The following is a 24,684-nucleotide window of genomic DNA, read 5'->3' on the forward strand; positions in this document are numbered from 1 at the left end:
TCCGCTCCCTAGCGTCCACCCCGTCAGCAGAGGTCGCGGCACCCGTCGCGATCGCACGACGTGAGAGAGGCAGCTACGTGAAGCGCAGCATCACGGGTCGCGCGGCGTTCCTTCCGGCGGCCGTCATCCTGGCCCTCGGCCTGACCGCCTGCGGCGCCGCAAACGAGGAGCCGGCGGCCGACACGGACACCGAGGCCGGCGCAGAGACCGACGCCGGCGCAGAGACCGACCAGGAGCTGAGCGGGACGATCGCGGGCGCGGGGGCAAGCTCCCAGGCCGCGGCGATGGAGGCCTGGATCGCCGGGTTCACCAGCGAGTACCCCGACGTGACCGTCAACTACGACCCGATCGGCTCGGGCGGTGGCCGGGAGCAGTTCGTCGCCGGCGGCACGGACTTCGGCGGCTCCGACGCCTACCTCGACGAGGAGGAGCTCCCGCAGGCGCAGGAGCGGTGCGCCCCGGGTGAGCTCATCGAGACCCCCACCTACATCTCGCCGATCGCGGTGATCTTCAACCTCGAGGGCATCGACTCGCTCAACATGCGTCCCGAGACGATCGCGGGAATCTTCAACCAGGAGATCACCAACTGGAACGACCCGGCGATCGCCGAGGACAACCCGGACGTGGACCTGCCGGACCTGCCGATCACGCCGGTCAACCGCTCGGACGAGTCCGGCACGACCGAGAACTTCGTCGAGTACCTCGCCGCCGCCGCACCCGATGCGTGGCCGCACGAGGTCAGCGGGAACTGGCCGGTCTCCGGCGGCGAGGCCGCCCAGGGCACCTCCGGGGTCGTCGGCGCCGTCCAGGGCGGCGAAGGGACCATCGGGTACGCCGACGCCAGCCAGGCCGGTGACCTCGGTACCGTCGCGGTCGGTGTCGGTGAGGAGTTCGTCGAGTACTCCCCGGAGGCGGCCGCGGCCGTGGTCGAGGCCTCGGAGCGGGTCGAGGGTCGTCCCCAGTACAGCTTCGCGATCGACCTGGCCAGGGACACCACCGAGTCCGGCACCTACCCGATCGTGCTGGTCTCCTACCACCTGGCCTGCACCAGCTACGAGGACGAGACGACGGCCAACCTGGTCCGGGAGTTCCTCACCTACGTGATCAGTGAGGAGGGCCAGCAGACCTCCGCCGACGCGGCCGGTTCGGCGCCCATCTCCGACTCGCAGCGCGAGACCTACCAGGCAGCGTTCGACGAGATCTCCGCTGCAAGCTGAGACCGTGCGAAACTCGGCCCGGGTGGTCATCTCGTCAGGAGTGACTGCCCGGGTCGTCGCACGTCGGGGGACCGCCGTGGCATGCTCCGTCGCCTGAGCCCCGCGGAATCCATCACACCGGGAAGGGATCGTGACCGCGACCACCAGCACCCGAGCCCGCCGTTCGGCGCAGCGGCCCGGGGACCGGATCTTCGCCGGCACCGCCAAGGGCACCGGCATCCTCATCCTCGTCATCCTGGCGGGGGTGGCCGCCTTCCTCCTCGTCGAGGCGTGGCCCGCGATCATCGCGCCTGCCGAGGAGATCCCCGGGGACGGCGGGGTGCTCGCCTACGTGGCGCCACTGGCGTTCGGCACGCTGCTCTCGGCGGCCCTGGCGCTGCTCATCGCGACGCCGTTCGCCGTCGCCATCGCGCTGTTCATCAGCCACTACGCGCCGCGCCGCCTGGCGGCCGGGCTCGGCTACGTCGTCGACCTGCTCGCCGCGGTACCGAGCATCATCTACGGCCTGTGGGGCGTCCAGGTGCTGGCTCCCCCGCTGGCCGAGCTCGGGTTCTGGTTGGAGGAGAACGCCGGCTCCATCCCGCTGTTCGCCGGACCCGCGTCCGCTACCGGGCGCACCATGCTGACCACCGGGATCGTCCTCGCCGTGATGGTGCTCCCCATCATCACGGCCGTCACCCGGGAAGTGTTCCTGCAGACGCCCAAACTGCACGAGGAGGCTGCGCTGGCCCTGGGTGCTACCCGCTGGGAGATGATCCGCCTGACGGTGCTGCCCTTCGGAAGGCCCGGGATCATCGCCGCCGGGATGCTGGGACTCGGCCGGGCCCTCGGGGAGACGATGGCGGTCGCCATCGTGCTCAGCGTCTCCGGGGGCATCACCATCAACCTCATCAGCTCCGGCAACCCGTCGACGATCGCGGCGAACATCGCGCTGCAGTTCCCCGAGTCCACCGGGATCGCCGTCAACACCCTGATCTTCACCGGCCTCGTGCTGTTCGTCATCACGCTGGGTGTCAACATGCTGGCGCGCTGGGTGATCTCGCGCCGTGCCGAGTTCTCCGGAGCGAACTGACCCATGACCACCGAGTCTCCCCGGCAGCTGCGACCCAGTGACCTTGGCCGCGGATCGCGCAGACCCGGCGTAGCACGCCAACTGCCCCCATGGGGCCCGTGGGCCGTGCTCGCCGGGGCGGCCGCCTTCTCCGCCGCCGTGCTGTCGCTGACCGGGTTCCAGGTGGCGCTCTTCGTCGTCCTCACCGTGGTGGTGCTGATCCTCACCGTCTACACCTGGGCGCGTGTCGTCGAGGGTCCCCGCCGGGCGTTCGACCGACTCGTCACCGTGGTCGTCAGCTCGGCGTTCCTCGTGGCGCTCACCCCGCTGGTCTCGGTGATCGTGACCGTGCTCCAGAACGGCATCGCGCGGTTCGACGCGCAGTTCTTCACCTGGTCCATGCGGGGCGTCGTCGGCGAGGGCGGCGGGGCCTACCACGCGATCCTCGGGACACTGATCGTGACGGGTCTGGCGACTCTGATGTCCGTACCCATCGGGCTGATGGCGGCCGTCTACCTCGTCGAGTACGGTCGCGGCCGTCTCGCTCGGGCGATCACCTTCTTCGTCGACGTGATGACCGGTATCCCGTCGATCGTGGCGGGCCTGTTCGCCTACGCATTGTTCGTCATCTTCTTCGGCCCCGGGGTGCGGATGGGCTTCGCCGGGGCCGTGGCGCTGTCCGTTCTCATGATCCCGGTCGTCGTCCGGTCCACCGAGGAGATGCTGCGGCTCGTCCCGAACGAGCTGCGGGAGGCAGCCTTGGCCCTCGGAGTGCCGAAGTGGCGCACCGTCACCAGGGTCGTCATCCCGACGGCGATCGCCGGCATCGGCACCGGCGTCACCCTGGCCATCGCCCGCGTCATCGGTGAGACCGCTCCGCTGCTCATCGTCGCCGGCACGACGACAGCAGTGAACCTCAATCCCTTCGACAACAGTCGGATGGCCACGCTCCCGGTGTTCGCCTACTACTCGTACGTCTCGCCCGGGGTGCCTCGTGACCCGTACATCGACCGGGCGTGGGCAGCGGCTCTCACCCTCATCGTGATCGTGATGGCGCTCAACGTCGCCGCCAGGCTGATCTCCAGGTTGTTCGCTCCAAAGACCGCCCTCTGACTAGCGCTCCCGAAGGATGCCCTCCGTGTCCACACGCATCGACGTCTCCGACCTCGACATCTACTACGGCAAGTTCCTCGCCGTAGAGAAGGTCTCGATGACCATCGAGCCGAGCTCGGTGACCGCGCTCATCGGGCCCTCTGGCTGCGGCAAGTCCACGTTCCTGCGCTCGCTGAACCGGATGCACGAGGTGATCCCGGGTGCCCGCGTGGAGGGCAAGGTGGTGATCGACGGGCAGGACCTGTACGCACCGACCGTCGACCCGGTCGACGTCCGCCGGAAGATCGGGATGGTGTTCCAGCGGCCCAACCCCTTCCCGACGATGTCCATCTACGACAACGTGGCCGCCGGCATGCGCCTGAACAACAAGCGGATGCCGCGCTCCGAGCTGGACGACCTCGTGGAGCGGTCACTGCGGGGCGCCAACCTGTGGAACGAGGTCAAGGACCGTCTCAACCGGCCTGGGTCGTCCCTGTCCGGTGGGCAGCAGCAGCGGCTGTGCATCGCTCGAGCCATCGCGGTGGAGCCGCAGGTGCTGCTCATGGACGAGCCGGCCTCGGCGCTCGACCCGATCTCGACCCTGGCGATCGAGGACCTCATCGACGAGCTGAAGAAGGAGTACACGATCGTCATCGTCACCCACAACATGCAGCAGGCGGCCCGGATCAGCGACCGCACCGGCTTCTTCAACATCGCCGGGACCGGGATGCCGGGCAAGCTCATCGAGATGGACGACACCGCGACGATCTTCTCGAACCCGAAGGTCAAGGCGACCGAGGACTACATCTCCGGCCGCTTCGGCTGACAGCCGGCGTCAGCCGCGTTCGGCGTCCAGCTCGGCGTCCAGCTCGGCGAGCAGCCCCCGCACCAGCCGGTCGATCTCGTCCCGGATCGGCCGGACGTCCTCCACGCCCTTGCCCGCCGGGTCCGGCAGGTCCCAGTCCAGGTACCGCTTGCCCGGGTAGAACGGGCACGCGTCCCCGCAGCCCATCGTGATGACGACGTCGGAGGCCTGAACCGCCTCGTCCTCCAGCTTCTTGGGCACCTCCTGGCGGATGTCGATGCCCACCTCCGCCATCGCCTCGACGACAGCCGGGTTCACCGTGTCCGCCGGCGCCGACCCCGCCGAGCGCACCCGGACCCGGTCACCGCCGTGGTGCTGGAGCAGTGCCGCGGCCATCTGGGAGCGGCCCGCGTTGTGCACGCAGACGAACAGCACCTCGGGTACGCGGTCCATCGGATCTCCTTGTCGCTCGTTCGTCTCGTTCATCTCGTTGGTCATGTCGCTGGTGCGTCCTGTCGCTCGTCGTCCGGGTCCGGACGACGTGGGCTGGCTCACTCGGTCAGCTCGGCCAGCAGGGCCCGCACCCGCCGGTCCAGCTCCTCGCGCAGCTCGCGGACGCCGTCCAGGGACAGACCGGCCGGGTCCGGCAGGTCCCACTCCAGGTACGTCGTCCCGGGCACGATCGGGCAGGCGTCGCCGCAGCCCATCGTCACCACGACGTCGGCGGCGCGGATGACCTCGTCGGTGATCGGCTTGGGGTAGGCGGTGCGCAGGTCGATCCCCACCTCGCCGAGCGCCTGGACGACCAGCGGGTTGAGCTCCCCCACCGGCTCCGAGCCGGCGGAGCGGACGTCCACCCTGCCGCCGGCGTGGTGCTCGAGCAGGGCGGCGGCCATCTGGGAGCGGCCGGCGTTGTGCACGCAGAGGAACACGACCTTGGGCACCGGGCGACCGGTCAGCCCGCGCACCTGGGCCAGGTCGGTGATCCGGGTGGCGGCGAAGTGCCGTGCCAGCAGGGGCAGGTAGGCCCGCACCGCCGCCCCCCGGGCGAGCAGCTGGTAGGAGTCCTGGACGAGGTCGTCCACCTCCTGGCTCGTCATCACCCCGCGGTAGCGAGCGGCGAGGTCGTCCGCGACCCGGCGCAGGACCGCGCTGTGGTCCGTGCTGTCGCTGGAGCCGCGGCCAGAGGCCTGGGTGCTCACGTCGTCCTGCTTGCTCACGTCGTCCTGCTTGCTCACGTCGTCCTGGGTGCTCACGTCGTCTCATCTCCCAGTGCTGGTGCCGGTGTCACGAGCGCGTCCTCGCCGGTCACCGGGTGCAGGACGGCGAGGGCCCCCAGGGCGAGGACCGTGCCGGCGAGCTGGGCGAGGACGAACGGGGGGACCGACGCGGGAGCGATCCCCGCGAACGTGTCCGTGATGCTCCGCCCGACGGTGACGGCGGGGTTCGCGAAGGACGTCGAGGACGTCCACCAGTAGGCGGCGCCGATGTAGGCGCCGACGAGGGGCGCGGCCAGGTGCTCGCGACGTCCGGCGACCAGGGCGCCGACGAGCGCCACGAGCCCGAAGGTGGCGACCACCTCACCCAGCAGCGTCCCGGCGCCGACCCGCTCGGTGCCGGAGACCTGGACGGGGGCCAGCTCGAACATCAGCGAGGCCAGGACCGAGCCGGCGAGCCCGCCGCCCACCTGTGCGCCGATGTACGGCAGGACCTCCGGCCCGCTCAGACCCGTACCCGGTCGGGGTCCACCAGGCCGGCCCCACCACCAGGAGGCCAGGCTGACCGCGGGGTTGAGGTGGGCGCCGGAGACGGGTCCCAGCCAGGCGATGAGGACGGCGAGCCCGAGGGCGGTGGCGACGGAGTTCTCCAGCAGCTGCAGGCCGACGTCCTGCGGGGAGAGCCGAGCGGCCATGATGCCGCTGCCGACGACGACCGCGACGAGCAGGCCCGTCCCCAGCGCCTCGGCCACCAGCCGTCGCGGCAGCGCCGGAGCCGACTCAGCAGGCACGGCGGGGGGGCTCCTCGGCCGCGGCGGAGGAGAGGCGTCCGACGAGGTCGGCCAACGCGTCCAGACCGTCCGGCGTCAGGCCGTAGTAGGTGTAGCGACCGTGCGGGTGCGCCTGCACCACCCCTGCCTCCCGGAGCACGCGCAGGTGGTGACTGACCAGGGTCTGCCCCGCCTGCAGGATCTCCTGGAGGTGGCAGGTGCACAGCTGCTCCTCGGTCAGCAGGTCGAGGATCCGCACCCTCATCGGGTCCGCCAGGGCCCGCGCGAGCCGACTCACATCAACGGCGGCTGATACCAGCACGTGCTGATTGAACCACACCCCGGCGGTACCGTCATCGCCATGGACGGCGCGCGCCTGGCCCGCAGGCTCACGACCACGGACGCCGTCGTCGTGGGTCTGGGCTCGATGCTCGGGGCCGGGGTGTTCACGGCGTTCGCCCCGGCGGCCGCCGCCGCCGGGTCGTGGCTGCTCGGCGGTCTGGCCGTGGCCGCCGTGGTCGCGTACGCGAACGCCGTCTCCAGCGCCCGGCTGGCCGCCCGCTACCCGGAGTCGGGCGGCACCTACGTCTACGGCCGCGAGCGCCTCGGCCCCGGGTGGGGCGCCCTGGCCGGCTGGGCGTTCGTCGTCGGCAAGTCCGCGAGCGCCGCCGCGATGGCACTGACCATCGGCTCCTACGCGTGGCCCGACGCGCAGCGGGCGGTCGCCGTGGCGGCCGTGCTGCTGTCCGTGGCCCTGACCTACCGCGGGGTGCGCAAGGGGGCCCTGGCCACCCGCGTCCTGGTCGTGCTCGTGATCGCGGTGCTCGTGGTCGCGTCCGCGGCCGCCGTCCTCGGCCCCCGCCCGGACACCGGAGCCGGCGCCGCGCTGGAGCCGGTGGCACCCGGGGTGTCCGGCGTCCTGGCGGCGGCCGGCTTCCTCTTCTTCGCCTTCGCCGGCTACGCGCGGATCGCCACCCTCGGGGAGGAGGTCCGCGACCCGGAGCGCGCGATCCCCCGCGCCATCCTCATCGCCCTCGCCGTCGTCCTGGGTCTGTACGTGCTGGTCGCGGTCGCACTGCTGGTCGCGCTGGGCCCCGGTGGGATGGCGGCGTCACCGACGCCGCTGGCAGCAGCAGTGGCCGGTACCGCGTGGCTGGAGCCGGTGGTCCGGGTGGCCGCGGTGGCGGCCGCGGCAGGGTCGCTGCTCGGCCTGCTGCTGGGGGTGTCCCGGACGACGCTGGCGATGGCGCGGGACCACCGGCTGCCCCACGCGCTGGCCGCCGTGCACCCGCGCTACGGCGTCCCGCACCGCGCCGACGTCGCCGTCGGGGTGGTGGTGTCGCTCCTCGTCCTGGTCAGCGACCTGCGCGGGGCCATCGCGGTCTCCTCGGTGGCCGTGCTCATTTACTACGCCGTCGCCAACGCGGCCGCGCTCACCCTCGACCGGTCGGCGGGCTCACGCGTCGTCCCGGTGATCGGGCTGGTCGGCTGCCTCACCGTGGCCCTGTCGCTCGTCGTCCGCTGACCGGTCGGCGGAGCGCGCCGGCGGGTCGGCCGAGCCCGACGGCGGCTGGGTCAGGCCGAGGGCGGCGTCGATCTGCTGCACGGTCAGCCGGCACGGGGACTCGGTGGCGGCCAGGACGAGGTCGCTGTAGATCTCGATCTCCTCCGCGAGCGCCTCGTCGGCCAGCCGGGAGGTGCCGCCTGCGTCCACGCCAGTCCCTTCTGCCTCGGGGCGCCCTACTGCCTTCGGGCAGCCCCGTCCCTCACCGGCCCACGCTAGCCGGGGACGTCGGCGCCGTCACGGGTTCGGCGGCATCGGCCGCTTGAGGGTCCACGACCGTGCGCTCCACGGTCACCGACGTCAGGCCGAGCCCGCCGACGGTCACCTCGTCGAAGGCGAGCAGCTCACCGGCCCGTTCGCCCTCGGCGGCGAAGTGCAGCAGGGTCGCGGTCAGCGGCAGCGGCTCGCCGTCCTCGAGCCGGCGCAGCCCGGCGGCGGACAGCCCCGCCCCGCCGGTGGACCCCTGGACCATCACCTGGGTCCCGGTGTCGTCCCGGCGCACGACCCGGTAGTGGTAGTGCCCGGCCAGCACGAGCGGCACCCGGCCCAGGACGGCGTCCAGGTTGCTCGGGTCGTGCACGAGGGCGACGTCGACGCGGTCGTCGGTGCGCCGCTGGTAGCCCTCGATCACCTCGGTGAGCCGCTCCACCGACCGTCCGACGACCTCCCGGCGCTCCTGGCCGCCGGCGCCTTGCCCCTCCTCGGGGGTGAACTGGGGGTCGCCGATCCCGGCGAACGTCAGCCCCGCCACCTGGGCGACGTCCCCGTCGAGGACCACGGCATTGGGGTGCGCGGCGACCGCGGCCTGGGTCACCCGGGAGTCGTGGTTGCCGCGGACGAAGACGTACGGGACGTCGATGTCGCCGATCCCGTCGAGGAACGTGGACTCCACCGGGGTGCCCCACGTCGTGATGTCCCCGGTGTCGACGACGGCGGCCGCCCCGAACTGGTCGACGAGCCGCTGGGTGACGTCGAGACCGAGCGGGTTGAGGTGGATGTCCGAGACGTGCAGCACGGTGGTGACACCGTCGGCGGCGGGCAGGATCGGGACCCGGTCGGCGGTCGTGTACAGCGTGCTGACCGCGGAGACGAAGTCGGCCAGGCCGCTGCGGTAGGACTCCAGGCGGTCCAGCGCCCCGGTCGTGGCCCCGGCCAGGTACGGGGCGCGTGAGAGCAGGCCGGTGAACCGTGGCTGCTGCAGGGCGGCCGGGTCGGCGGTGAGAGCCGTGATCCCGACCAGGGCCAGCACCGCGACGAGCCCGCCGGAGCCGGCGCGCAGCACGGTCCACGGCCGGCGGTAGACGAGCGCGGTGACGACGAGGACGCCGAGCAGGGCGCTGGCGGCCGCGCTGAGCGCAGCCCTGGTGACGACGTCCCGCAGCACCTGCGGTGCGGCGACCTGGAGGGCCAGCAGCCCCTGCGGGGAGTCGACGAGGGCCTCGGCGCTGTCCAGGTCCACCGAGGTCACCGAGGCGTTGACCGCCACAGGTGCCTGGTGGGTGGCGAACCGGACCTCCCCCACCGGCGGCAGCTGCACGGCCGCGCCCGGGTGCAGGCTCGGCACGACCTCGACCTCGAGCTCCAGCGGGCCGAGGTACGTCGACGCCGGAGGTGCCAGCGCCCAGCCGGTGGCCCCGCCCGCGACGAGGACGGCGGCCAGCGCCAGGGAGCGCAGGCCGCGACGTACACGAGTCGGCAGGGTCATCGTGGTGCGATTCTGCCCCGGGAGGACCCCGGTGCCCGACCAGGACGCCGCGACGCGGGGACTGGGCCCGTCTCGCGTCCGGCCCGTCTCGCACCAGCGCGCGGCTGCGGGCAGCATGACCGGCGTGCACCCCGTCGACGCCCTGCGCCGCGTGGCCTTCCTGCTCGAGCGCTCCTCGGCGCCGTCGTTCCGGGTCAAGGCGTTCCGGACCGCGGCGGCCGCGCTCGCCCGGCTCGACGACGACGAGCTGGCCCGCCGGGCCCGCGGCGGCAGCCTGACGGACCTGCCCGGGGTGGGCGCGACGACCGCCCGGATCGCCACCGAGGCCCTCGCCGGGCAGGTCCCGGCGTACCTGCAGCGCCTGGAGGACGAGGCGGCTGTGCTGGCCGAGGGCGGGCAGGAGCTGCGCGCCGCGCTGCGCGGTGACCTGCACGTGCACTCCGACTGGTCCGACGGCGGCAGCCCGGTCGAGGAGATGGCGCTCACCGCCGTCGAGCTCGGGCACGACTACATCGCCCTGACCGACCACTCGCCGCGGCTGACCGTGGCTCACGGCCTGTCGCCGGAGCGGCTCGCCGAGCAGCTGGACGTCGTCGACCGGCTCAACGAGCGCCTTGCGCCGTTCCGGATCCTCAGCGGGATCGAGGTGGACATCACCGAGGACGGTGGCCTGGACCAGACCGAGGAGCTGCTGGGCCGGCTCGACGTCGTCGTCGCGTCGGTGCACTCCCGGCTGCGCGCGGACGCCGCGGAGATGACCCGGCGGATGCTCGGCGCGGTGGCGAACCCGCACACCGACGTCCTCGGGCACTGCACCGGCCGGCTGGTGGCCGGTCCCCGCTCCCCCCGCCCGGAGTCGCAGTTCGACGCCGACGCGGTGTTCGCGGCCTGCGCCGCCCGCGGCGTCGCCGTGGAGATCAACTCCCGGCCGGAACGGCTCGACCCGCCGATGCGGCTGCTGCGCCGTGCGCTCGACGCCGGCTGCCTGTTCGCCGTGGACACCGACGCGCACGCCCCGGGCCAGCTGGACTGGCAGCAGATCGGCGCCGCCCGGGCGCAGGAGGCCGGGGTGCCGACCGACCGGGTGGTCAACACCTGGGACGCCGGGCGGCTGCTGGCCTGGACCGGACGGCATACCCAGTCGGGTCAGGGTCAGCCGGGCGGGTAGCCCTGCGGGTTGGCGGCCTGCCAGGCCCAGGCGTCCTGGACCATCTCCTCGATCCCGAGCTTCGCCGTCCAGCCGAGGTCGGCCTCCGCCTGCGCCGGGTCCGCGTAGCAGACCGCGACGTCCCCGGGGCGGCGGTCGACGACGTCGTGGGGCACCGCCCGCCCGGCGGCCCGCTCGAAGGCGGCGACCACCTCGAGCACGCTGTACCCGCGACCGGTGCCGAGGTTCCAGACGTGGCAGCCGGTGCGGTGGCCGAGGGCGTGCAGCGCGGCGAGGTGACCGGCGGCGAGGTCGACGACGTGGATGTAGTCGCGTACCCCGGTCCCGTCCGGGGTGGGGTAGTCGTCGCCGAAGACGTGCAGCCGGTCCCGCCGGCCGACCGCCACCTGGCAGACGTACGGCAGCAGGTTGCTCGGGACGCCGAGCGGGTCCTCCCCGATGCGGCCCGAGGGGTGGGCTCCGACCGGGTTGAAGTACCGCAGCAGCGCGACGCGCCACGTGGGGTCGGCCGCGGCGACGTCACGGAGCACCTGCTCGACCATGAGCTTCGATCGGCCGTAGGGGTTCGTCGGCTGCAGCGGGAAGTCCTCGCGCACCGGCACCGCGGCGGGGTCGCCGTACACCGTCGCGCTGGAGCTGAACACGAGCACCCGGCACCCGGCGCGCTGCATGGCGCGGACGAGGTTCAGCGTCCCGGCCACGTTGGTGCGGTAGTACTGCTCCGGGTCGCCGACGGACTCACCGACCGCCTTGAGCCCGGCGAAGTGGACGACGGCGTCCGGCCGGACGTCGTCCAGGACGGCCTGCACCTGCGCCTCGTCGCGCACGTCGACCTGGCGCAGCGGGACCGGGGCGCCGACGAGGCCGGCGACCCGGTCCAGGGCCGCGCGGCGGGAGGTGCAGAGGTTGTCCAGGACGACGACCTCGTGGCCGGACTCGACGAGCTGGACGACCGTGTGGCTGCCGATGTACCCGGCACCGCCCGTCACCAGCGTCCTCATACCGCGACGGTAGGAACACCCTGCGGTGCGCCGAGGTGCGAACGCCGGAACCGGGAGCCCGAAACAGCACAGCGTGACCGACCCGCTGCGGGGCGCTGCCGGATGGTCGCCGGACCGGCGCCGTGCCAGGGTGACCCGGTGACGGACACCGTGCTGCTCGACGTCGACGGGACACTGGTCGACTCCACCTACCACCACGTCGTCGCCTGGCGGGCGGCGTTCGCCGGCGTCGGCGTCGACGTCCCGGCGGCCCGCATCCACCGGGCCGTCGGGATGGGCGGTGACCGGCTGCCGGCGGCGGTCGCCGGGGACGACGTCGAACGCGACCACGGCGACGCCCTACGGCAGGCGTGGGAGGCCCGGTACGACGACCTCGTCGATCAGGTCCGCCCGCTGCCCGGTGCCAGCGACCTCGTCCGGGCGTGCGCGCGCGCCGGGCTGCGGGTCGTCCTGGCCTCCTCGGGCAAGGCCAAGCACCTGGACGCCGCCCGCCGGCTGCTGGACGTCGACGAGCACCTGGCCGGCGTCACGACGTCCGAGGACGTGGACACCTCCAAGCCGGCCGGAGACATCTTCGCCGCCGCGCTGGCGGCCACCGGCGGGTCGGGCGGCGTCGTCGTCGGCGACACCCCGTGGGACGCCCGGGCCGCGGCGGCGGTCGGGATGCAGTGCGTGCTGCTACGCAGCGGCGGGTTCTGCGACACCGACCTGCGGGCCGAGCACCCCGTCCTCGATCTCCTCGACACGCCCGCCGACCTCGCGCCCCGGGTCGAGGAGCTGCTGCGGTAGACCTGAGCGCGTGGCCGCCCCCGCCGAGGTCGCCGCGATGCGCCGAGCCGTCCGGCTCGCCGCCCGCGGCCGGACGACGACACTGCCGAACCCGGTGGTGGGGTGCGTGCTGCTGTCCCCGGAGGGGTTCACCGTCGGCGAGGGCTGGCACGAGCACGCCGGCGGCCCGCACGCCGAGGTGGTGGCGCTGCGGGCGGCCGGCGCGGCAGCCCGCGGCGCGACCGCGGTCGTCACCCTCGAGCCGTGCGACCACACCGGCCGCACCGGGCCGTGCACCCGGGCGCTGGTCGAGGCCGGTGTCACCCGCGTCGTCATCGGCACAGCGGACCCGTCGCCGGCCGCCGGTGGCGGCGCCGCCACCCTGCGAGCCGCCGGGCTCAGCGTCGAGGTCGGCGTCGAGGCCGACGCCTGCGAGCGGGTCAACGAGCCCTGGCTGACCGCCGTCCGGCGGGGCCGCCCGTTCGTCACGTGGAAGGTCGCGACCTCCCTCGACGGCCGGGTCGCCGCGGCCGACGGCACGAGCCGGTGGATCACCTCGGCGCAGGCCCGGGCGGACGTGCACCGGCTGCGGGCCGAGGTCGACACGGTGCTCGCCGGGGTCGGCACGGTGCTCGCCGACGACCCGGCGCTGACCGTCCGGGGCGCCGAGGGGATCCTCGCGGCGCGCCAGCCGCTGCGCGTCGTCGCGGACACCCACGGGCGGACCCCGGCCGCGGCCCGCGTCCGGGACGACACGGCGCCGACCTGGGTGGCGACCGCGGCCGACGTCGGCACCGGCCCCGACGGCCACCTCGACCTCGAGGCACTGCTGCGCGAGCTGTTCGCGCGGGAGCGGCGGCACGTGCTGCTCGAGGGCGGCCCGCACCTGGCCGGGGCGTTCTGGCGGGCCGGACTCGTCGACCGGGTGGTCGCCTACGTCGCGCCGGCCCTGCTCGGCGCCGGGCCCGCGGCGCTCGAGGACGCCGGGATCGGCACGATCGCGGACGCCGTCCGGCTGACCCTCGAGGACGTCGTCCGGGTCGGCCCCGACCTGCGCCTCACCCTCCGCCCCCTCGCCCCGCCACCCCCACCCCCCTCGTGATCATGCAATCCCGCCACCCTCCCGCGACCCGCCACCCCCTCCCCCCCTCGTGATCATGCAATCCCGCCACCCTCCCGTCGCACTCTGCGGGCACGACGCAGGGGCGGGCACACTGACCACCGTGACCCGTCGCACCCGGCTGCTGCCCGCCCTCCTCGTCGCCGCCCTGCTCGCCCTGCTCGCCCTGCTCGCGCCGTCCACGGCGTCTGCCGAGCCCCCGGGCCGCCTCGACGAGCAGGTCACCGACGCCGCCGGCGTGCTGTCCGGCTCCGACGTCCAGACGGCCCTGGAGGAGCTGCGACGCGACACGGGCGTCCAGCTGTTCGTCGTCTTCGTCGACACCTTCGACGGACTGCCCGCCCAGCAGTGGGCAGACCAGACCGCGATCGAGTCCGACCTCGGCGTCGACGACTACCTGATGGCGGTGGCGGTCGAGGACCGCGCGTGGGCGTACTCGGTGGACGCCGCCGCCGAGATCACCGACGAGCAGCTGCAGGACGTCGCCCGGGACGTCGAGTCCGCCCTCGCCGTGGACGACTGGGACGGCGCGGTGGTCGCGGCCGCCTCGGGGTACCGGGCCGCGCTCACCGGTAACGCGCCTGCCGACGAGGCCCCGGCGGCCGCAGACGACCCGGACGGCGGCTCGGCCGGGTCGTGGATCGCCTCGGCCCTGCCCTGGCTGCTCGCCGGCGCCGGGGTCCTCGCCCTGGGGGCCGTCCTGGTCAGCCGGCGCCGCCGCAGCGCCTCGGCCGCCGGCGGGTCCCCCGCCGGCCCGCCGCAGCGCAGCACCGAGGAGCTGGAGCGGGAGGCCAACCGCCTGCTGGTCGAGACCGACGACGCGGTGCGCTCCAGCGAGACCGAGCTGGGGTTCGCCGTCGCCGAGTTCGGCAGCGAGCGGACCGCCGGGTTCGAGCAGGCGCTGACACAGGCCCGGGCCGCCCTGGCCCGCGGGTTCGCCATCCGCCAGCAGCTGGACGACGACCGGCCGGAGACCGATCAGGAGCGCCGGGCGCTGCTCACCGAGATCATCGAGGTGACGACCCGCGCCAACGACGTGCTGGACGCCGAGGCCGAGGCCTTCGACGCCCTGCGCGACCTGCTCGCGGACGCGCCGGCCCGGCTCAACGCCATCGAGCGCGACGCGGCCCAGGTGGAGTCCCGCGTCCCGACCGCGGAGGCAGAGCTGGTCGAGCTGCGCCTCCGGTACGCCGACTCGGCACTGCAGAGCGTCGCCCACAACGTCGAGGAGGCGCGGGCCCGGATCGAGTTCGCCCGCACGGCGGTCGCCGACGCCCGCACCGCGCTGCAGAGCACCGAGACCCGGGCCCGGGCGGCCGACGGGGTGCAGGCCGCCGAGCAGGCGGTGGCCCAGGCCGGCCGGCTGCTGGACGCCGTCCAGCGCGCGGGCGCGGATCTCGCCGAGGCCGTCTCCCGGCTGCCCGAGGCACTCGCCGAGCTGCGCGCGGACGTCCGCGAGGCCCGCGGCGAGCACGTGCCGGAGCAGGACGTCGCGGCCGCCGAGGCCGCGCTGCGGCAGGCCGAGCAGACGCAGGCCGCCGACCCGCTCGGGGCGCTGCACCGGGTCGTGGAGGCCGACGCAGCCCTGGAGCGGGCCCGCGGGGCGCACCGGGAGGAGACCGAGGCCCGCCGTCGCGCCGAGGCGCACCTGCAATCGGCTTTGGTGGCCGCCCGGGCGGAGATCCAGGCGGTGGAGGACTTCATCGCCACCCGGCGCGGCGCCGTCCAGAGCCCGGCCCGCACCCGCCTCGCCCAGGCGCAGCACCAGCTGTCCGAGGCCGAGCGAGTCGCCCCGCACGATCCCCAGGCGGCGCTCACCGCCGCCCAGCACGCCGACCGGCTCGCCGAGGAGGCGGGCCGGCTGGCCAGGGCGGACGTCGAGGACTGGTACCGCCGCCAGGGCGGCGGCTACGGCGGGGGTTTCGGCGGCGGGATCGCCGGCGGCCGCAGCAACAGCAGCGGGATGCTCGCCGGGATCCTGCTGGGCCAGATCCTCGGTGGCGGGGGGCTCGGAGGCGGGAGCCGCGCAGGCGGGGGCTTCGGTGGAGGGTTCGGCGGGGCCGGCCGTCGCGGCGGCGGCGGCGGGTTCGGCGGTGGCATGGGCGGACGTCGTGGCGGCGGCGGCCGTTTCTAGGCAGACTGCCACCATGGCGCAGAAGCAGACAGTCCTCGGCCGCATCGCCCAGCTCGCCCGGGCGAACATCCACGCGATGCTGGACGCCGCCGAGGACCCCGAGAAGATGCTCGACCAGATGATCCGCGACTACCGCTCCAGCATCAGCGAGGCCGAGGAGGCGATCGCGCAGACCATCGGCAACCTGCGCCTCGCCGAGCAGGACCGCGACGAGGACCAGCGCGCCGCCAAGGAGTGGGAGGGCAAGGCGCTGGCCGCCTCCCGCAAGGCCGACGAGCTGCGCGCCCAGGGGCAGACCGCGGAGGCCGACCGGTTCGACGGGCTGGCGCGGATCGCGATCGAGCGGCAGCTCTCCGCCGAGGCGGAGGTCCGTGCCGCCGAGCCCACCATCACCGCCCAGACCGAGGTCGTGGACAAGCTCAAGACCGGGTTGCAGCAGATGAAGGCCAAGCTCGACGAGCTGCAGCGCACCCGCGACCAGCTCGTCGCCCGGCAGAAGTCCGCCGCTGCGCAGGCCCAGGTGCACGAGGCCGTGTCCTCCATCGACCTGCTCGACCCGACCTCGGAGATCTCCCGGTTCGAGGAGAAGGTCCGCCGGGAGGAGGCCATGGTCGCCGGTCGCGCCGAGCTCGCGTCGTCCTCGCTGGAGTCGCAGTTCGAGGAGCTCAAGGACCACTCGCGGGACGCCGAGGTGGAGGCCCGGCTGGCCGAGCTCAAGGCGCGCAGCGGGTCCTGACCTGGTGCCGTTGACCGACGTCCTCGCCGGTCGTGACCTGGGAGACGACCCGGACGCCGTCTTCGACGCGTTCTCCGGCTGGGTCGCCGACCAGGGCATGGACTTGTACCCCGCGCAGACCGAGGCCCTGATCGAGCTGCTCAGCGGCAGCAACGTCGTCCTGGCGACGCCGACCGGCAGCGGCAAGAGCCTCGTCGCCACCGGCGCGCACCTGGCGGCCCTCGCCACGGGGCGGCGCAGCGTGTACACCGCGCCGATCAAGGCGCTGGTGAGCGAGAAGTTCTTCGCTCTGTGCGAGGTGTTCGGCGCCCAGAACGTCGGCATGATGACCGGGGACGCCAGCGTCAACGCTGGGGCACCGATCATCTGCTGCACCGCCGAGGTGCTCGCCAACGTGGCCCTGCGCGAGGGCCCGGACGCCGACATCGGGCTCGTCGTCATGGACGAGTTCCACTTCTACGCCGAGCCGGACCGCGGCTGGGCCTGGCAGGTCCCGCTGCTGGAGCTCAACCGCGCCCAGTTCCTGCTCATGTCCGCGACCCTCGGTGACACCACGGCGCTACGGGCCGACCTGGCCCGGCGCACCGGCCGCCAGACCGTGGAGGTGGCGTCCGCGCAGCGACCGGTGCCCCTGTTCTTCTCCTACGCCACCACACCGCTGCACGAGACGCTCACCGAGCTGCTGGAGACCCACCAGGCACCGATCTACGTCGTGCACTTCACCCAGGCCGCGGCGCTCGAGCGGGCCCAGGCCCTGACCAGCGCCCAGGTCGCCACCCGCCAGGAGCGGGACCGGATCGGGGAGTTCATCGCCGGCTTCCGGTTCTCCGCCGGGTTCGGCCCGACACTGAACCGGTTGCTGCGGCACGGGATCGGCGTCCACCACGCCGGGATGCTGCCGCGCTACCGGCGGCTGGTGGAGCAGCTCACCCAGGCCGGTCTGCTCAAGGTCGTGTGCGGCACCGACACCCTCGGGGTCGGCATCAACGTGCCGATCCGGACCGTCGTCCTCACCTCGCTCAGCAAGTACGACGGCGTCCGGCAGCGGCACCTCAAGGCCCGCGAGTTCCACCAGATCGCCGGCCGCGCCGGCCGGGCCGGGTACGACACCGCCGGCACCGTCGTCGTCCAGGCCCCCGAGCACGAGGTCGAGAACCTCAAGGCGCTCGCGAAGGCCGGTGACGACCCGAAGAAGCGCCGAAAGGTCGTGCGGCGCAAACCTCCCGAGGGCTTCGTGTCCTGGAGCGAGAAGACGTTCGAGCGGCTGGTGTCCTCCGAGCCCGAGCCGCTCACGAGCAGCATGCGGGTCACGCACTCGATGCTGCTCAACGTCATCGCGCGCCCGGGTGACGCGTTCGTGGCCATGCGGCGGCTGCTGCGGGACAACCACGAACCGCCGGCCGCGCAGGTGCGGCACGTCAAGGAGGCCATCGCGGCCTACCGGTCCCTGCTCGCCGCCGGGGTCGTCGAGCAGCTCCCCGAGCCGGACGCCGAGGGCCGCCGGGTCCGGCTCACCGTCGACCTGCCGGCGGACTTCGCCCTCAACCAGCCGCTGTCGACGTTCGCCCTGGCAGCCATCGAGCTGCTGGACCCGGACGCCGAGACGTTCGCCCTCGACGTCGTGTCGGTGATCGAGGCGACCCTGGAGGACCCGCGGCAGGTCCTGACGGCGCAGCGCTCCCGGGCCCGCGGCGAGGCGGTCGCGCAGATGAAGGCGGACGGCATCGAGTACGACGAGCGGATGGAGCTGCTCGAGGACGTCACGCACCCGCGGCCGCTGGCCGACCTGCTGGACGCCGCCTACGAGACCTACCGACAGGGTCACCCGTGGGTCGCCGACTACGAGCTCTCGCCGAAGTCCGTCGTCCGGGAGATGTACGAGCGGGCGATGACGTTCGGCGAGCTCGTCCGGTTCTACGGACTGGCCCGGTCCGAGGGGCTGGTGCTGCGCTATCTCGCCGACGCCTACCGGGCGCTGCGCGGCGGGGTCCCGGAGTGGGCCCGCACCGACGAGCTCGTCGACATCGTCGAGTGGCTCGGGGAGACGGTGCGGCAGACCGACTCCAGCCTGCTCGAGGAGTGGGAGCAGCTGACCGACCCGGACCGGGTCCCTGCAGCCGCCCCGGAGCCCCCCGCCGCGGCGCGCCCGCCGAGGCCGCTCACCGCGAACGAGCGCGCCTTTCGCGTCCTGGTCCGCAACGCGATGTTCCGGCGGGTGGAGCTCGCGGCCCGCCGGGACTGGAGCGCGCTGGAGGAGCTGGACGCCGCCGCTGGCTGGACCGGGCAGGCGTGGCGGGACGCGCTCGAGCCGTACTTCGCCGAGCACGGCGAGATCCTCACCGGCGCGGACGCCCGCGGCCCTCACCTGCTCATCGTCGACACCAGCGCACCGCGCCGGTGGCGGGTGCGACAGATCTTCGACGACCCGGCGGGAGACCACGACTGGGGGCTGAGCGCCGAGGTCGACCTGGACGCCAGCGACGAGGAGGGCACGGCCGTGGTCACGGTCACGGCGGTCGACCAGCTCTGAGCGGCTCAGCCTCCGACGCGGCCCTCCTCGGTGCCGATGCCCAGGGCCCTGGCGACGTCCTGGACGTTCTCGTACGTCCCGTCCGGCAGCGACGACAGGGCGCCGATGACGTCGTCCGGAGCACCGTTGCCGCGGGCGGTGGAGACGAGGGTGTCCCGGTCGGCCGGCCACAGGTCCTTGCCGAGGAACCGGGCGATCTCACTGCGCCGCTCGACGTCCTCGTTCGTCATCCCCGCGGGCGTCCCGGGCTGCTCCGGGGTCCCCGGCGTCCAGGACGCCCGCGGCTCACCCTCGGCGGAGGCCTGGGGGTCACGCCACTCCTCGGCCCGGGAGGAGTGGCCGCCCTGGACCAGGCCCTGGGTCTCGTGGGCGGCGGCCTCGTCGGCGGTGGTGCCGGCGTCGTGCGACGGTTGGCTTCCGGTCGGGTGCTGGCTGTTGCGTCCCATGCCCAGGCACTACCCACCTGTCGCGGTCTCACACCTCACATCGGACTCCACGCCGGGGGACGTACACCGCACCTGGGCACCGTGACCGGAGTCGGACCCGGGCCGTCAGGAGCGGGGGTGCATCGCGGCAGGCCGGTAGGCCGGGCGCAGCGGTCCACCCGCCCGCTCGCTGCGCAGGAGCTCGTCCCCGTCGCAGGCCGGGCACAGCGGGACGGTGCGCCAGCCCAGGACGGACAGCTGGGTTCCCCGGGAGAACGCGGTGAGCGTTTGCGGCCGCTCCACGAGGTCGCCACCCCCGCACGTCGCGCACCGAGGGGTCACGTCACGCTGCCAGTCACAACCGCAGGCCTGACAGGCGATCCGGGTGCCGTCGTCGCTGCGGCGCCCGCGCAGGTCGTCCTGCTCGCCACACTGGGGGCACCTCAGTTCAACCACCTACTGCTCCTCCCGACGTCCCGGCGCCAGCCCGGCGGCGGCGCGGTGCCGCCCGTCACCGACCTCACGGACCTTCCGCTACGTGAGGGTAGTGTCGCCCGCGATGAGCAAGCACCTGCGAATAGGCGAGGTCGCTGCCACCACCGTCGTCAGCCTGCGCACCATCCGGTACTACGACGAGGTCGGGCTCGTGCGGCGTCAGATCGACGTCCACCTGGCCCGCCACGGGCGTGCTCGCCCGACGGAGGACTGCCGGTGACGGCACAGGTCCCCGACCCCGAACCCGCAGCCGACCCCGTGACCGCGCAGGCGGCCCGCCGCCGGACGTTCGCCGTCATCTCCCACCCCGACGCCGGCAAGTCGACACTGACCGAGGCGCTCGCGCTGCATGGCGGCGCCATCGCCGAGGCCGGGCACGTGAAGGCGAAGTCCGGACGCCGCGGAGTCGTCTCGGACTGGCAGGAGATGGAACGCGCCCGTGGCATCTCGATCTCCTCGGCAGCACTGCAGTTCGAGTACCGCGACCACGTCGTCAACCTGCTCGACACCCCCGGACACGCGGACTTCTCCGAGGACACCTACCGCGTGCTCGCCGCGGTCGACTGCGCGGTCATGCTCGTCGACGCCGCCAAGGGCATGGAACGGCAGACGATGAAGCTGTTCGACGTGTGCGCCTACCGCGGCCTGCCCGTGATCACGGTCATCAACAAGTGGGACCGCCCGGGGCAGGAGGCACTCGCGCTGATGGACGAGATCGAGTCTCGAACGGGAATGGTGCCAACGCCGCTCACCTGGCCGGTCGGTATCGCCGGTGACTTCCGCGGCGTACTCGACCGGCGCACCGGTGACTACGTGCGGTTCAGCCGCACCGCCGGCGGCGCGACCCGCGCCCCCCAGGATCGGCTGGACGCCGGGACGGCCGCCGAGCGCGAGGGCGACGTCTGGCACACGGCGGTCGAGGAGGTGGCCCTGCTCGAGGCGAGCGGCGCCGTCCACGACCCCGAGACCTTCGCCGCGGGGGCGAGCACCCCGGTGCTGTTCGCCTCCGCGGTGCTGAACTTCGGTGTCGACCAGCTCCTCGACGTCCTGCTGGCTTCGGCCCCCGCGCCCTCCGCCCGGCGCGCGGCGGACGGTCACGCCCGACCGGTCGGTGCCCCGTTCAGCGGGCAGGTGTTCAAGGTCCAGGCGGGCATGGACCGAGCCCACCGGGACCGGATGGCCTTCGTCCGAGTCTGCTCCGGGCACTTCGAACGCGGAATGGCCGTCGTCAACTCCCGCACCGGGCGGTCCTTCTCCACGAAGTACGCCCAGCAGGTGTTCGGGTCGGACCGCTCCGGGGCCGAGGAGGCGTGGCCAGGTGACGTCGTCGGCCTCGTCAACGCCTCGTCACTGCACGTCGGCGACACGCTCTACGCCGACGAGCCGGTCACCTTCCCGCCTATCCCGGCCTTCGCGCCGGAGCACTTCGTCGTCGCCAGGGCCCGGGACGTCAGCCGGTACAAGCAGTTCCAGCGCGGGATGGCCGAGCTGGACTCCGAGGGCGTCGTCCAGGTCCTGCGCTCGGACCGGCGCGGCGACCAGTCTCCGGTGCTGGCAGCCGTCGGGCCGATGCAGTTCGACGTCGTCACCCACCGGATGGAGCACGAGTTCCACGCCCCGGTCATCCTGGAGCCGCTCGGGTACTCCGTCGCCCGCCGGACCATCCCCACCGACGTCGAAGTGCTGGACGCCCAGCGCAACGTCGAGGTGCTCTGGCGCATCGACGGCACGCCGCTGGCAGTGTTCTCCGACGCGTGGCGGCTCAGCGCGGTCCAGCGTGACCACCCGCGTCTGGTCCTGGAGCCGCTCGCCGCGGACCGCAGCGCGTGACCGCACCCCCCACCACGCGCGTCCTGCGCACACCTCGGGACTTCTACGGCCGCCGCATCGTCGGCTACTCGGCGCTCGCGCTCGCCGCCACTGCGCCGGGTCAGACCGCGGCGGTCTCCGCGTTCGTCGACCCGATGATCGCCGACCTCGGGATGAGCCGTTCGGCGGTCTCCACCGCCTACCTCATCGGCACGCTGACCGGAGCGGCCACCCTGCCGTGGGTGGGCCGAGCCCTCGACCGCTACGGGGTGCGCAGGATGATGGCCGTCGTCGGAGCGGTGTTTCGGCACGGTGCTCGTCAGCCTCTCCACGGTCTCCACCATCGTCGGCCTGACCGCCGGGTTCATGGGCATCCGGCTGGCCGGCCAGGGTGCCCTGGGTCTCGTCGCGACCACGGCGACGTCGCTGTGGTTCGCCCGCCGCCGTGGGACCGCCCTGGGCCTGGTGAGCGCCGTCGGCGCCGCCGGCATCTCGCTGGCGCCTGTCGGGCTGGAGCGGCTCATCTCCGGGATGGGGTGGCGGACCGCCTGGGCGGTCGAGGGGGTCGCGGTCTGGCTCGTCGTGATTCCGTTGGCGCTGTGGGGGATGCGAGACCGGCCCCAGGACGTCGGCCAGCACGTCGGCGGCCGTGCACCCCTGGACCACGGGGCCCGTCCGGACACGGATGGGGTCACCCGCGCGGTCGCCATGCGCAACGCGTTCTTCTGGGTCGTCACCGCCGGGGTCGCCGCGTCGGGGATGCTGTCGACCGCGGTGGCCTTCCACCAGATCAGCCTGCTCGGGGAGCGGGGCCTGTCACCCGTCGAGGCGGCCGAAAACTTCATCCCGCAGACCGTCGCGTCCCTCACCGCCACCCTGGCCACCGGTGCCCTCGTCGACCGGACGAGCCCGCGCTGGGTGACCTCAGCGTCCATGGGCCTGCTCGCGGCGGGCCTCGTGGCGGGTACCGTCGTGGGCCCCGGCTGGTCCGCCGTCGTCTTCGGTGTCCTCATCGGCGCCGCCGGGGGCAGCATCCGCACGCTCGAGGCCGCCGCGTTCCCACGGTACTTCGGCACCGCCCACCTCGGGTCGATCCGCGGCTTCGTCGACGCCGTCAGCGTGGGGTCCACCGCGTTCGGGCCGCTGCTGTTCGCGGTGGTCCACGAGGCCACCGGCTCCTACGGTGGCGCACTGCTCGGCACGGCGGCCCTCCCGCTCGCGGTAGCCGTCGCCGCACTGGCCGTCCGGCCGCCACGCGGCAACGAACCGGCGGTGCGGGCGCTGCACGTCGACCAGAGGTGAGCGGTCCGAAGGAGCGGTCCACGGACCGGCCGCAGCCGCCCGGGCGTACCCTGACCCGCCGGGGCCTCTAGCTCAACTGGCAGAGCAGCGGACTTTTAATCCGCGGGTTGTGGGTTCGAGCCCCACGGGGCCCACCTCAGCCTTGCGAGGTCGTCACGTCGCAGCCGCACGCGTTCGACAACGTGGCGGTCAGAACGATTCGCTGGCCGTTCTCGGCGGCGGTGTCGAAGAGCAGCCGGACGGCCTCCCACACCACATCGTCCGGGCCGGTCACCACCGTGCTCATGCTGCCCACCTATACCCGCGCACCGCGCTCCTTCAGCGACTCCAGGCTCGCTACGGCGTCGCTGATCAGGGCACTGAAGTCGCCGGTGCCCAGCGGGTAGAGCGACAACTGGCAGGCATCACGTCTCCTCCTTCAGCCGGCGAACGTCCTTCAGCCAGCGGACCGCGAAGAAGCCGGCCCGATCCCGCTGAAGCGCCTGGCTCTCTCTCTCCAGGTGCTCCGCCACCCGGCGGTCCAGGTCCGGGTCGGGCGGGTGGTAGAGCCCCTTGCGCAAGGTGTACGGCGCGTCGAGCAGACCTGGGAGCTCGTCCTCGGTGAAAAGGTGGGCCTTGGCGAAGACACTGCCCGGCCGGTCGCGGGCGTCCTGCAGGTAGAGCTCGCCCCAGGGGCTGTCGCGCGTCAGCAGCCCCAGGACCAGCCGGCCACCGGGCTTGAGCACCCGCCAGGCCTCACGGAGCACCGCTGCCCGGTCGTCGACGAACTCCACGGCCGCGACCGCCACGACCAGGTCGAAGCGACCGTCCTCGAACGGCATCGCGCTGGCATCACCCAGCACCCAGTCGACGGCGAGGTCGGAGCCTGCGGTCTTCCCTGCGGCGACCTCGAGCATCGCCGGGGACTCGTCCAGGCCGGTGACGACGAGACCCTTCTCAGCGAGCCAGATGGAGTGGTTGCCGGTGCCGCAGCCGATGTCGAGCGCGGACTCCCCCGCCACTGGGTGCGCCAGCTCCTCGACCAGACCCTTCTCCACACCGTCGACGTACCTGCCGAGCTCGGTGTCGTACCAGGCGTCGTAGTCGTGTGCGTGCGCATCGAACCAGGGCATCGTCGCTCCTTCTGTCCGGCGTGGTGCACTCAGGGGCCGAGTCAATCAGGAGCACGCGGGCCCTGATCGCCACCTGGGGAGGAGTCGCGTTCCCTCCGGACGTCGTCCGGCCCGGAACCGGTCCCGACTCCTCCTCCGGCGGCGATCACCCGGGTGAGGGCTGGACCGGCTGCGCCAGGCCGCCAGGTGAGCTGCAGCGTGGTCACGCAGGTGGGCGCCTCGGCGTCCGTCCGCAGGTCGTCGCCGGCAGAGGGTGCCACCACTACGCTCGTTTCATGAGGATCGAGACCGCCGAGAGTGCATCGCTGCGCGCAGCGATCCTGGCGCATCGCGACGCCCTCGACGCGATCCTCAAGCGCTACCGGGCCACCAACCCCCGACTCTTCGGATCGGTGGCGCGCGGCGACGCAAGACCCGAGAGCGACATCGACCTCCTGGTCGATCTCATGCCAGGCGGAGGGAACGAGCTGCTTCGGCTTGCCGGCATCGCCGAGGAACTGAGCGAGGTCCTGGGAACTCGCGTGGACGTCGTGGCCGCGTCGCTGCTGCGCAGTGAGGTTTCTGCACGTGCTCTCGCCGACTCGGTGGCCGTGTGACCCGCTGGAGATGCAGAACGGTTCGCCGACATCCTCAACGCGATCGTGCTGCGCAACCTTGGCATGC

25 protein-coding genes, 1 tRNA gene and 1 pseudogene are annotated in these 24,684 nt (G+C 73.3%); 16 read left to right on the forward strand and 11 right to left on the reverse strand.

The window, feature by feature from the left end:
- The first annotated feature begins 77 nt into the window (after positions 1-77).
- The 4 genes from pstS to pstB all read left to right on the forward strand — a co-directional run bounded on the left by pstS (position 78) and on the right by pstB (position 4,186).
- Positions 78-1,217: a phosphate ABC transporter substrate-binding protein PstS gene (gene pstS, locus ACFP6A_RS07770; protein WP_379602945.1), complete on the forward strand. Its 1,140-nt coding sequence runs from the start codon at positions 78-80 to the stop codon at positions 1,215-1,217.
- Positions 1,218-1,347: 130 nt separating this feature from the next.
- A complete protein-coding gene (gene pstC / locus ACFP6A_RS07775; protein ID WP_379602946.1) occupies positions 1,348-2,289 on the forward strand; it encodes a phosphate ABC transporter permease subunit PstC in 942 nt (313 codons plus the stop codon).
- A 3-nt stretch (positions 2,290-2,292) separates the two neighbouring features.
- On the forward strand, positions 2,293-3,381 hold the full coding sequence (gene pstA, locus ACFP6A_RS07780) for a phosphate ABC transporter permease PstA (RefSeq protein ID WP_379602947.1): 1,089 nt from the start codon (positions 2,293-2,295) through the stop codon (positions 3,379-3,381).
- A 25-nt stretch (positions 3,382-3,406) separates the two neighbouring features.
- Positions 3,407-4,186 carry a phosphate ABC transporter ATP-binding protein PstB gene (gene pstB / locus ACFP6A_RS07785; RefSeq protein WP_379602948.1) on the forward strand — a complete coding sequence of 260 codons (780 nt, stop codon included), beginning with the start codon at positions 3,407-3,409 and terminating at the stop codon, positions 4,184-4,186.
- Between the two features lie 9 nt (positions 4,187-4,195).
- Here pstB and ACFP6A_RS07790 read toward each other — a convergent pair whose 3' ends face one another.
- From ACFP6A_RS07790 to ACFP6A_RS07805, 4 genes are all read right to left on the reverse strand, one after another.
- Positions 4,196-4,618 carry an arsenate reductase ArsC gene (locus tag ACFP6A_RS07790; protein WP_379602949.1) on the reverse strand — a complete coding sequence of 141 codons (423 nt, stop codon included), beginning with the start codon at positions 4,616-4,618 and terminating at the stop codon, positions 4,196-4,198.
- 98 nt (positions 4,619-4,716) lie between these two features.
- A complete protein-coding gene (locus ACFP6A_RS07795; RefSeq protein WP_379603221.1) occupies positions 4,717-5,367 on the reverse strand; it encodes an arsenate reductase ArsC in 651 nt (216 codons plus the stop codon).
- A gap of 50 nt (positions 5,368-5,417) precedes the next feature.
- Positions 5,418-6,173: an aquaporin gene (locus ACFP6A_RS07800; RefSeq protein ID WP_379602950.1), complete on the reverse strand. Its 756-nt coding sequence runs from the start codon at positions 6,171-6,173 to the stop codon at positions 5,418-5,420.
- Positions 6,163-6,417, reverse strand: coding sequence for an ArsR/SmtB family transcription factor (locus ACFP6A_RS07805; protein WP_379603222.1), 255 nt, complete (start codon positions 6,415-6,417; stop codon positions 6,163-6,165). The genes ACFP6A_RS07800 and ACFP6A_RS07805 overlap by 11 nt, the downstream gene beginning before the upstream one ends.
- A gap of 96 nt (positions 6,418-6,513) precedes the next feature.
- Here ACFP6A_RS07805 and ACFP6A_RS07810 point away from each other — a divergent pair, with 96 nt between their 5' ends.
- On the forward strand, positions 6,514-7,677 hold the full coding sequence (locus tag ACFP6A_RS07810; RefSeq protein ID WP_379602951.1) for an APC family permease: 1,164 nt from the start codon (positions 6,514-6,516) through the stop codon (positions 7,675-7,677).
- Here ACFP6A_RS07810 and ACFP6A_RS07815 read toward each other — a convergent pair.
- Together ACFP6A_RS07815 and ACFP6A_RS07820 are read right to left on the reverse strand one after the other, a co-directional pair.
- A complete protein-coding gene (locus ACFP6A_RS07815) occupies positions 7,609-7,866 on the reverse strand; it encodes a hypothetical protein (protein WP_379602952.1) in 258 nt (85 codons plus the stop codon). The genes ACFP6A_RS07810 and ACFP6A_RS07815 overlap by 69 nt on opposite strands.
- Before the next feature lie 52 nt (positions 7,867-7,918).
- The gene (locus ACFP6A_RS07820) at positions 7,919-9,421 is read right to left on the reverse strand and encodes a metallophosphoesterase (protein ID WP_379602953.1); all 1,503 of its coding nucleotides are present in this window, start codon (positions 9,419-9,421) and stop codon (positions 7,919-7,921) included.
- 124 nt (positions 9,422-9,545) lie between these two features.
- On the opposite strand from ACFP6A_RS07820, the gene ACFP6A_RS07825 reads away from it, so the two are divergent.
- The gene (locus ACFP6A_RS07825; protein WP_379602954.1) at positions 9,546-10,589 is read left to right on the forward strand and encodes a PHP domain-containing protein; all 1,044 of its coding nucleotides are present in this window, start codon (positions 9,546-9,548) and stop codon (positions 10,587-10,589) included.
- Here ACFP6A_RS07825 and galE read toward each other — a convergent pair.
- Complete coding sequence (gene galE / locus ACFP6A_RS07830) at positions 10,574-11,590, reverse strand: UDP-glucose 4-epimerase GalE (protein ID WP_379602955.1); 1,017 nt, start codon at positions 11,588-11,590, stop codon at positions 10,574-10,576. The genes ACFP6A_RS07825 and galE overlap by 16 nt on opposite strands.
- A 138-nt stretch (positions 11,591-11,728) precedes the next feature.
- Between galE and ACFP6A_RS07835 the strand changes: the two genes are divergently transcribed.
- From ACFP6A_RS07835 to ACFP6A_RS07855, 5 genes are all read left to right on the forward strand, one after another.
- Complete coding sequence (locus ACFP6A_RS07835) at positions 11,729-12,379, forward strand: HAD family hydrolase (protein ID WP_379602956.1); 651 nt, start codon at positions 11,729-11,731, stop codon at positions 12,377-12,379.
- A gap of 37 nt (positions 12,380-12,416) precedes the next feature.
- Positions 12,417-13,460, forward strand: a complete 1,044-nt coding sequence (ribD, locus tag ACFP6A_RS07840) for a bifunctional diaminohydroxyphosphoribosylaminopyrimidine deaminase/5-amino-6-(5-phosphoribosylamino)uracil reductase RibD (protein ID WP_379603223.1) — start codon at positions 12,417-12,419, stop codon at positions 13,458-13,460.
- A 121-nt stretch (positions 13,461-13,581) separates the two neighbouring features.
- Entirely contained in the window at positions 13,582-15,612 is a 2,031-nt protein-coding gene (locus ACFP6A_RS07845; RefSeq protein ID WP_379602957.1) for a TPM domain-containing protein, read from the forward strand.
- Between the two features lie 13 nt (positions 15,613-15,625).
- Entirely contained in the window at positions 15,626-16,348 is a 723-nt protein-coding gene (locus tag ACFP6A_RS07850) for a PspA/IM30 family protein (RefSeq protein WP_379602958.1), read from the forward strand.
- Positions 16,349-16,352: 4 nt separating this feature from the next.
- Positions 16,353-18,878, forward strand: a complete 2,526-nt coding sequence (locus tag ACFP6A_RS07855; protein ID WP_379602959.1) for a DEAD/DEAH box helicase — start codon at positions 16,353-16,355, stop codon at positions 18,876-18,878.
- 5 nt (positions 18,879-18,883) lie between these two features.
- Here the strand turns inward: ACFP6A_RS07855 and ACFP6A_RS07860 are convergent, their stop codons facing one another.
- Together ACFP6A_RS07860 and ACFP6A_RS07865 are read right to left on the reverse strand one after the other, a co-directional pair.
- A complete protein-coding gene (locus tag ACFP6A_RS07860; protein ID WP_379602960.1) occupies positions 18,884-19,324 on the reverse strand; it encodes a DUF2795 domain-containing protein in 441 nt (146 codons plus the stop codon).
- Positions 19,325-19,429: 105 nt separating this feature from the next.
- Positions 19,430-19,759, reverse strand: a complete 330-nt coding sequence (locus ACFP6A_RS07865; RefSeq protein ID WP_379602961.1) for a hypothetical protein — start codon at positions 19,757-19,759, stop codon at positions 19,430-19,432.
- Between the two features lie 103 nt (positions 19,760-19,862).
- On the opposite strand from ACFP6A_RS07865, the pseudogene ACFP6A_RS07870 reads away from it, so the two are divergent.
- The 4 genes and pseudogenes from ACFP6A_RS07870 to ACFP6A_RS07885 all read left to right on the forward strand — a co-directional run.
- Positions 19,863-19,952 (forward strand): annotated as a pseudogene (locus tag ACFP6A_RS07870) (MerR family DNA-binding transcriptional regulator); the annotation flags it as partial.
- A 62-nt stretch (positions 19,953-20,014) separates the two neighbouring features.
- Complete coding sequence (locus ACFP6A_RS07875; protein ID WP_379602962.1) at positions 20,015-21,628, forward strand: peptide chain release factor 3; 1,614 nt, start codon at positions 20,015-20,017, stop codon at positions 21,626-21,628.
- Positions 21,629-21,919: 291 nt separating this feature from the next.
- Positions 21,920-22,909 (forward strand): MFS transporter, encoded by a 990-nt coding sequence (locus ACFP6A_RS07880; RefSeq protein ID WP_379602963.1) that lies wholly within the window; start codon positions 21,920-21,922, stop codon positions 22,907-22,909.
- A gap of 61 nt (positions 22,910-22,970) precedes the next feature.
- Positions 22,971-23,043, forward strand: a tRNA-Lys gene (locus ACFP6A_RS07885).
- A 2-nt stretch (positions 23,044-23,045) separates the two neighbouring features.
- Here the strand turns inward: ACFP6A_RS07885 and ACFP6A_RS07890 are convergent.
- Positions 23,046-23,195: a hypothetical protein gene (locus tag ACFP6A_RS07890; RefSeq protein WP_379602964.1), complete on the reverse strand. Its 150-nt coding sequence runs from the start codon at positions 23,193-23,195 to the stop codon at positions 23,046-23,048.
- A 118-nt stretch (positions 23,196-23,313) separates the two neighbouring features.
- Positions 23,314-24,021 carry a class I SAM-dependent methyltransferase gene (locus tag ACFP6A_RS07895; protein ID WP_379602965.1) on the reverse strand — a complete coding sequence of 236 codons (708 nt, stop codon included), beginning with the start codon at positions 24,019-24,021 and terminating at the stop codon, positions 23,314-23,316.
- A gap of 275 nt (positions 24,022-24,296) precedes the next feature.
- Between ACFP6A_RS07895 and ACFP6A_RS07900 the strand changes: the two genes are divergently transcribed.
- On the forward strand, positions 24,297-24,617 hold the full coding sequence (locus ACFP6A_RS07900) for a nucleotidyltransferase family protein (protein ID WP_379602966.1): 321 nt from the start codon (positions 24,297-24,299) through the stop codon (positions 24,615-24,617).
- Positions 24,618-24,684: the final 67 nt, after the last annotated feature.

Source organism: Quadrisphaera sp. GCM10027208 (assembly GCF_042658805.1).
Taxonomy (GTDB): domain Bacteria; phylum Actinomycetota; class Actinomycetes; order Actinomycetales; family SCSIO-59966; genus SCSIO-59966.

Excerpts from the sequence above, each read along its gene's own strand:
- ACFP6A_RS07895 (WP_379602965.1), bottom strand. The coding sequence starts at position 24,021 with ATGCCCTGGTTCGATGCGCACGCACACGACTACGACGCCTGGTACGAC.
- ribD (WP_379603223.1), top strand. The coding sequence starts at position 12,417 with ATGCGCCGAGCCGTCCGGCTCGCCGCCCGCGGCCGGACGACGACACTG.
- ACFP6A_RS07890 (WP_379602964.1), bottom strand. The coding sequence starts at position 23,195 with ATGAGCACGGTGGTGACCGGCCCGGACGATGTGGTGTGGGAGGCCGTC.
- ACFP6A_RS07810 (WP_379602951.1), top strand. The coding sequence starts at position 6,514 with ATGGACGGCGCGCGCCTGGCCCGCAGGCTCACGACCACGGACGCCGTC.
- pstA (WP_379602947.1), top strand. The coding sequence starts at position 2,293 with ATGACCACCGAGTCTCCCCGGCAGCTGCGACCCAGTGACCTTGGCCGC.
- ACFP6A_RS07900 (WP_379602966.1), top strand. The coding sequence starts at position 24,297 with ATGAGGATCGAGACCGCCGAGAGTGCATCGCTGCGCGCAGCGATCCTG.
- ACFP6A_RS07850 (WP_379602958.1), top strand. The coding sequence starts at position 15,626 with ATGGCGCAGAAGCAGACAGTCCTCGGCCGCATCGCCCAGCTCGCCCGG.
- ACFP6A_RS07805 (WP_379603222.1), bottom strand. The coding sequence starts at position 6,417 with ATGAGGGTGCGGATCCTCGACCTGCTGACCGAGGAGCAGCTGTGCACC.
- ACFP6A_RS07790 (WP_379602949.1), bottom strand. The coding sequence starts at position 4,618 with ATGGACCGCGTACCCGAGGTGCTGTTCGTCTGCGTGCACAACGCGGGC.
- ACFP6A_RS07860 (WP_379602960.1), bottom strand. The coding sequence starts at position 19,324 with ATGGGACGCAACAGCCAGCACCCGACCGGAAGCCAACCGTCGCACGAC.
- ACFP6A_RS07820 (WP_379602953.1), bottom strand. The coding sequence starts at position 9,421 with ATGACCCTGCCGACTCGTGTACGTCGCGGCCTGCGCTCCCTGGCGCTG.
- galE (WP_379602955.1), bottom strand. The coding sequence starts at position 11,590 with ATGAGGACGCTGGTGACGGGCGGTGCCGGGTACATCGGCAGCCACACG.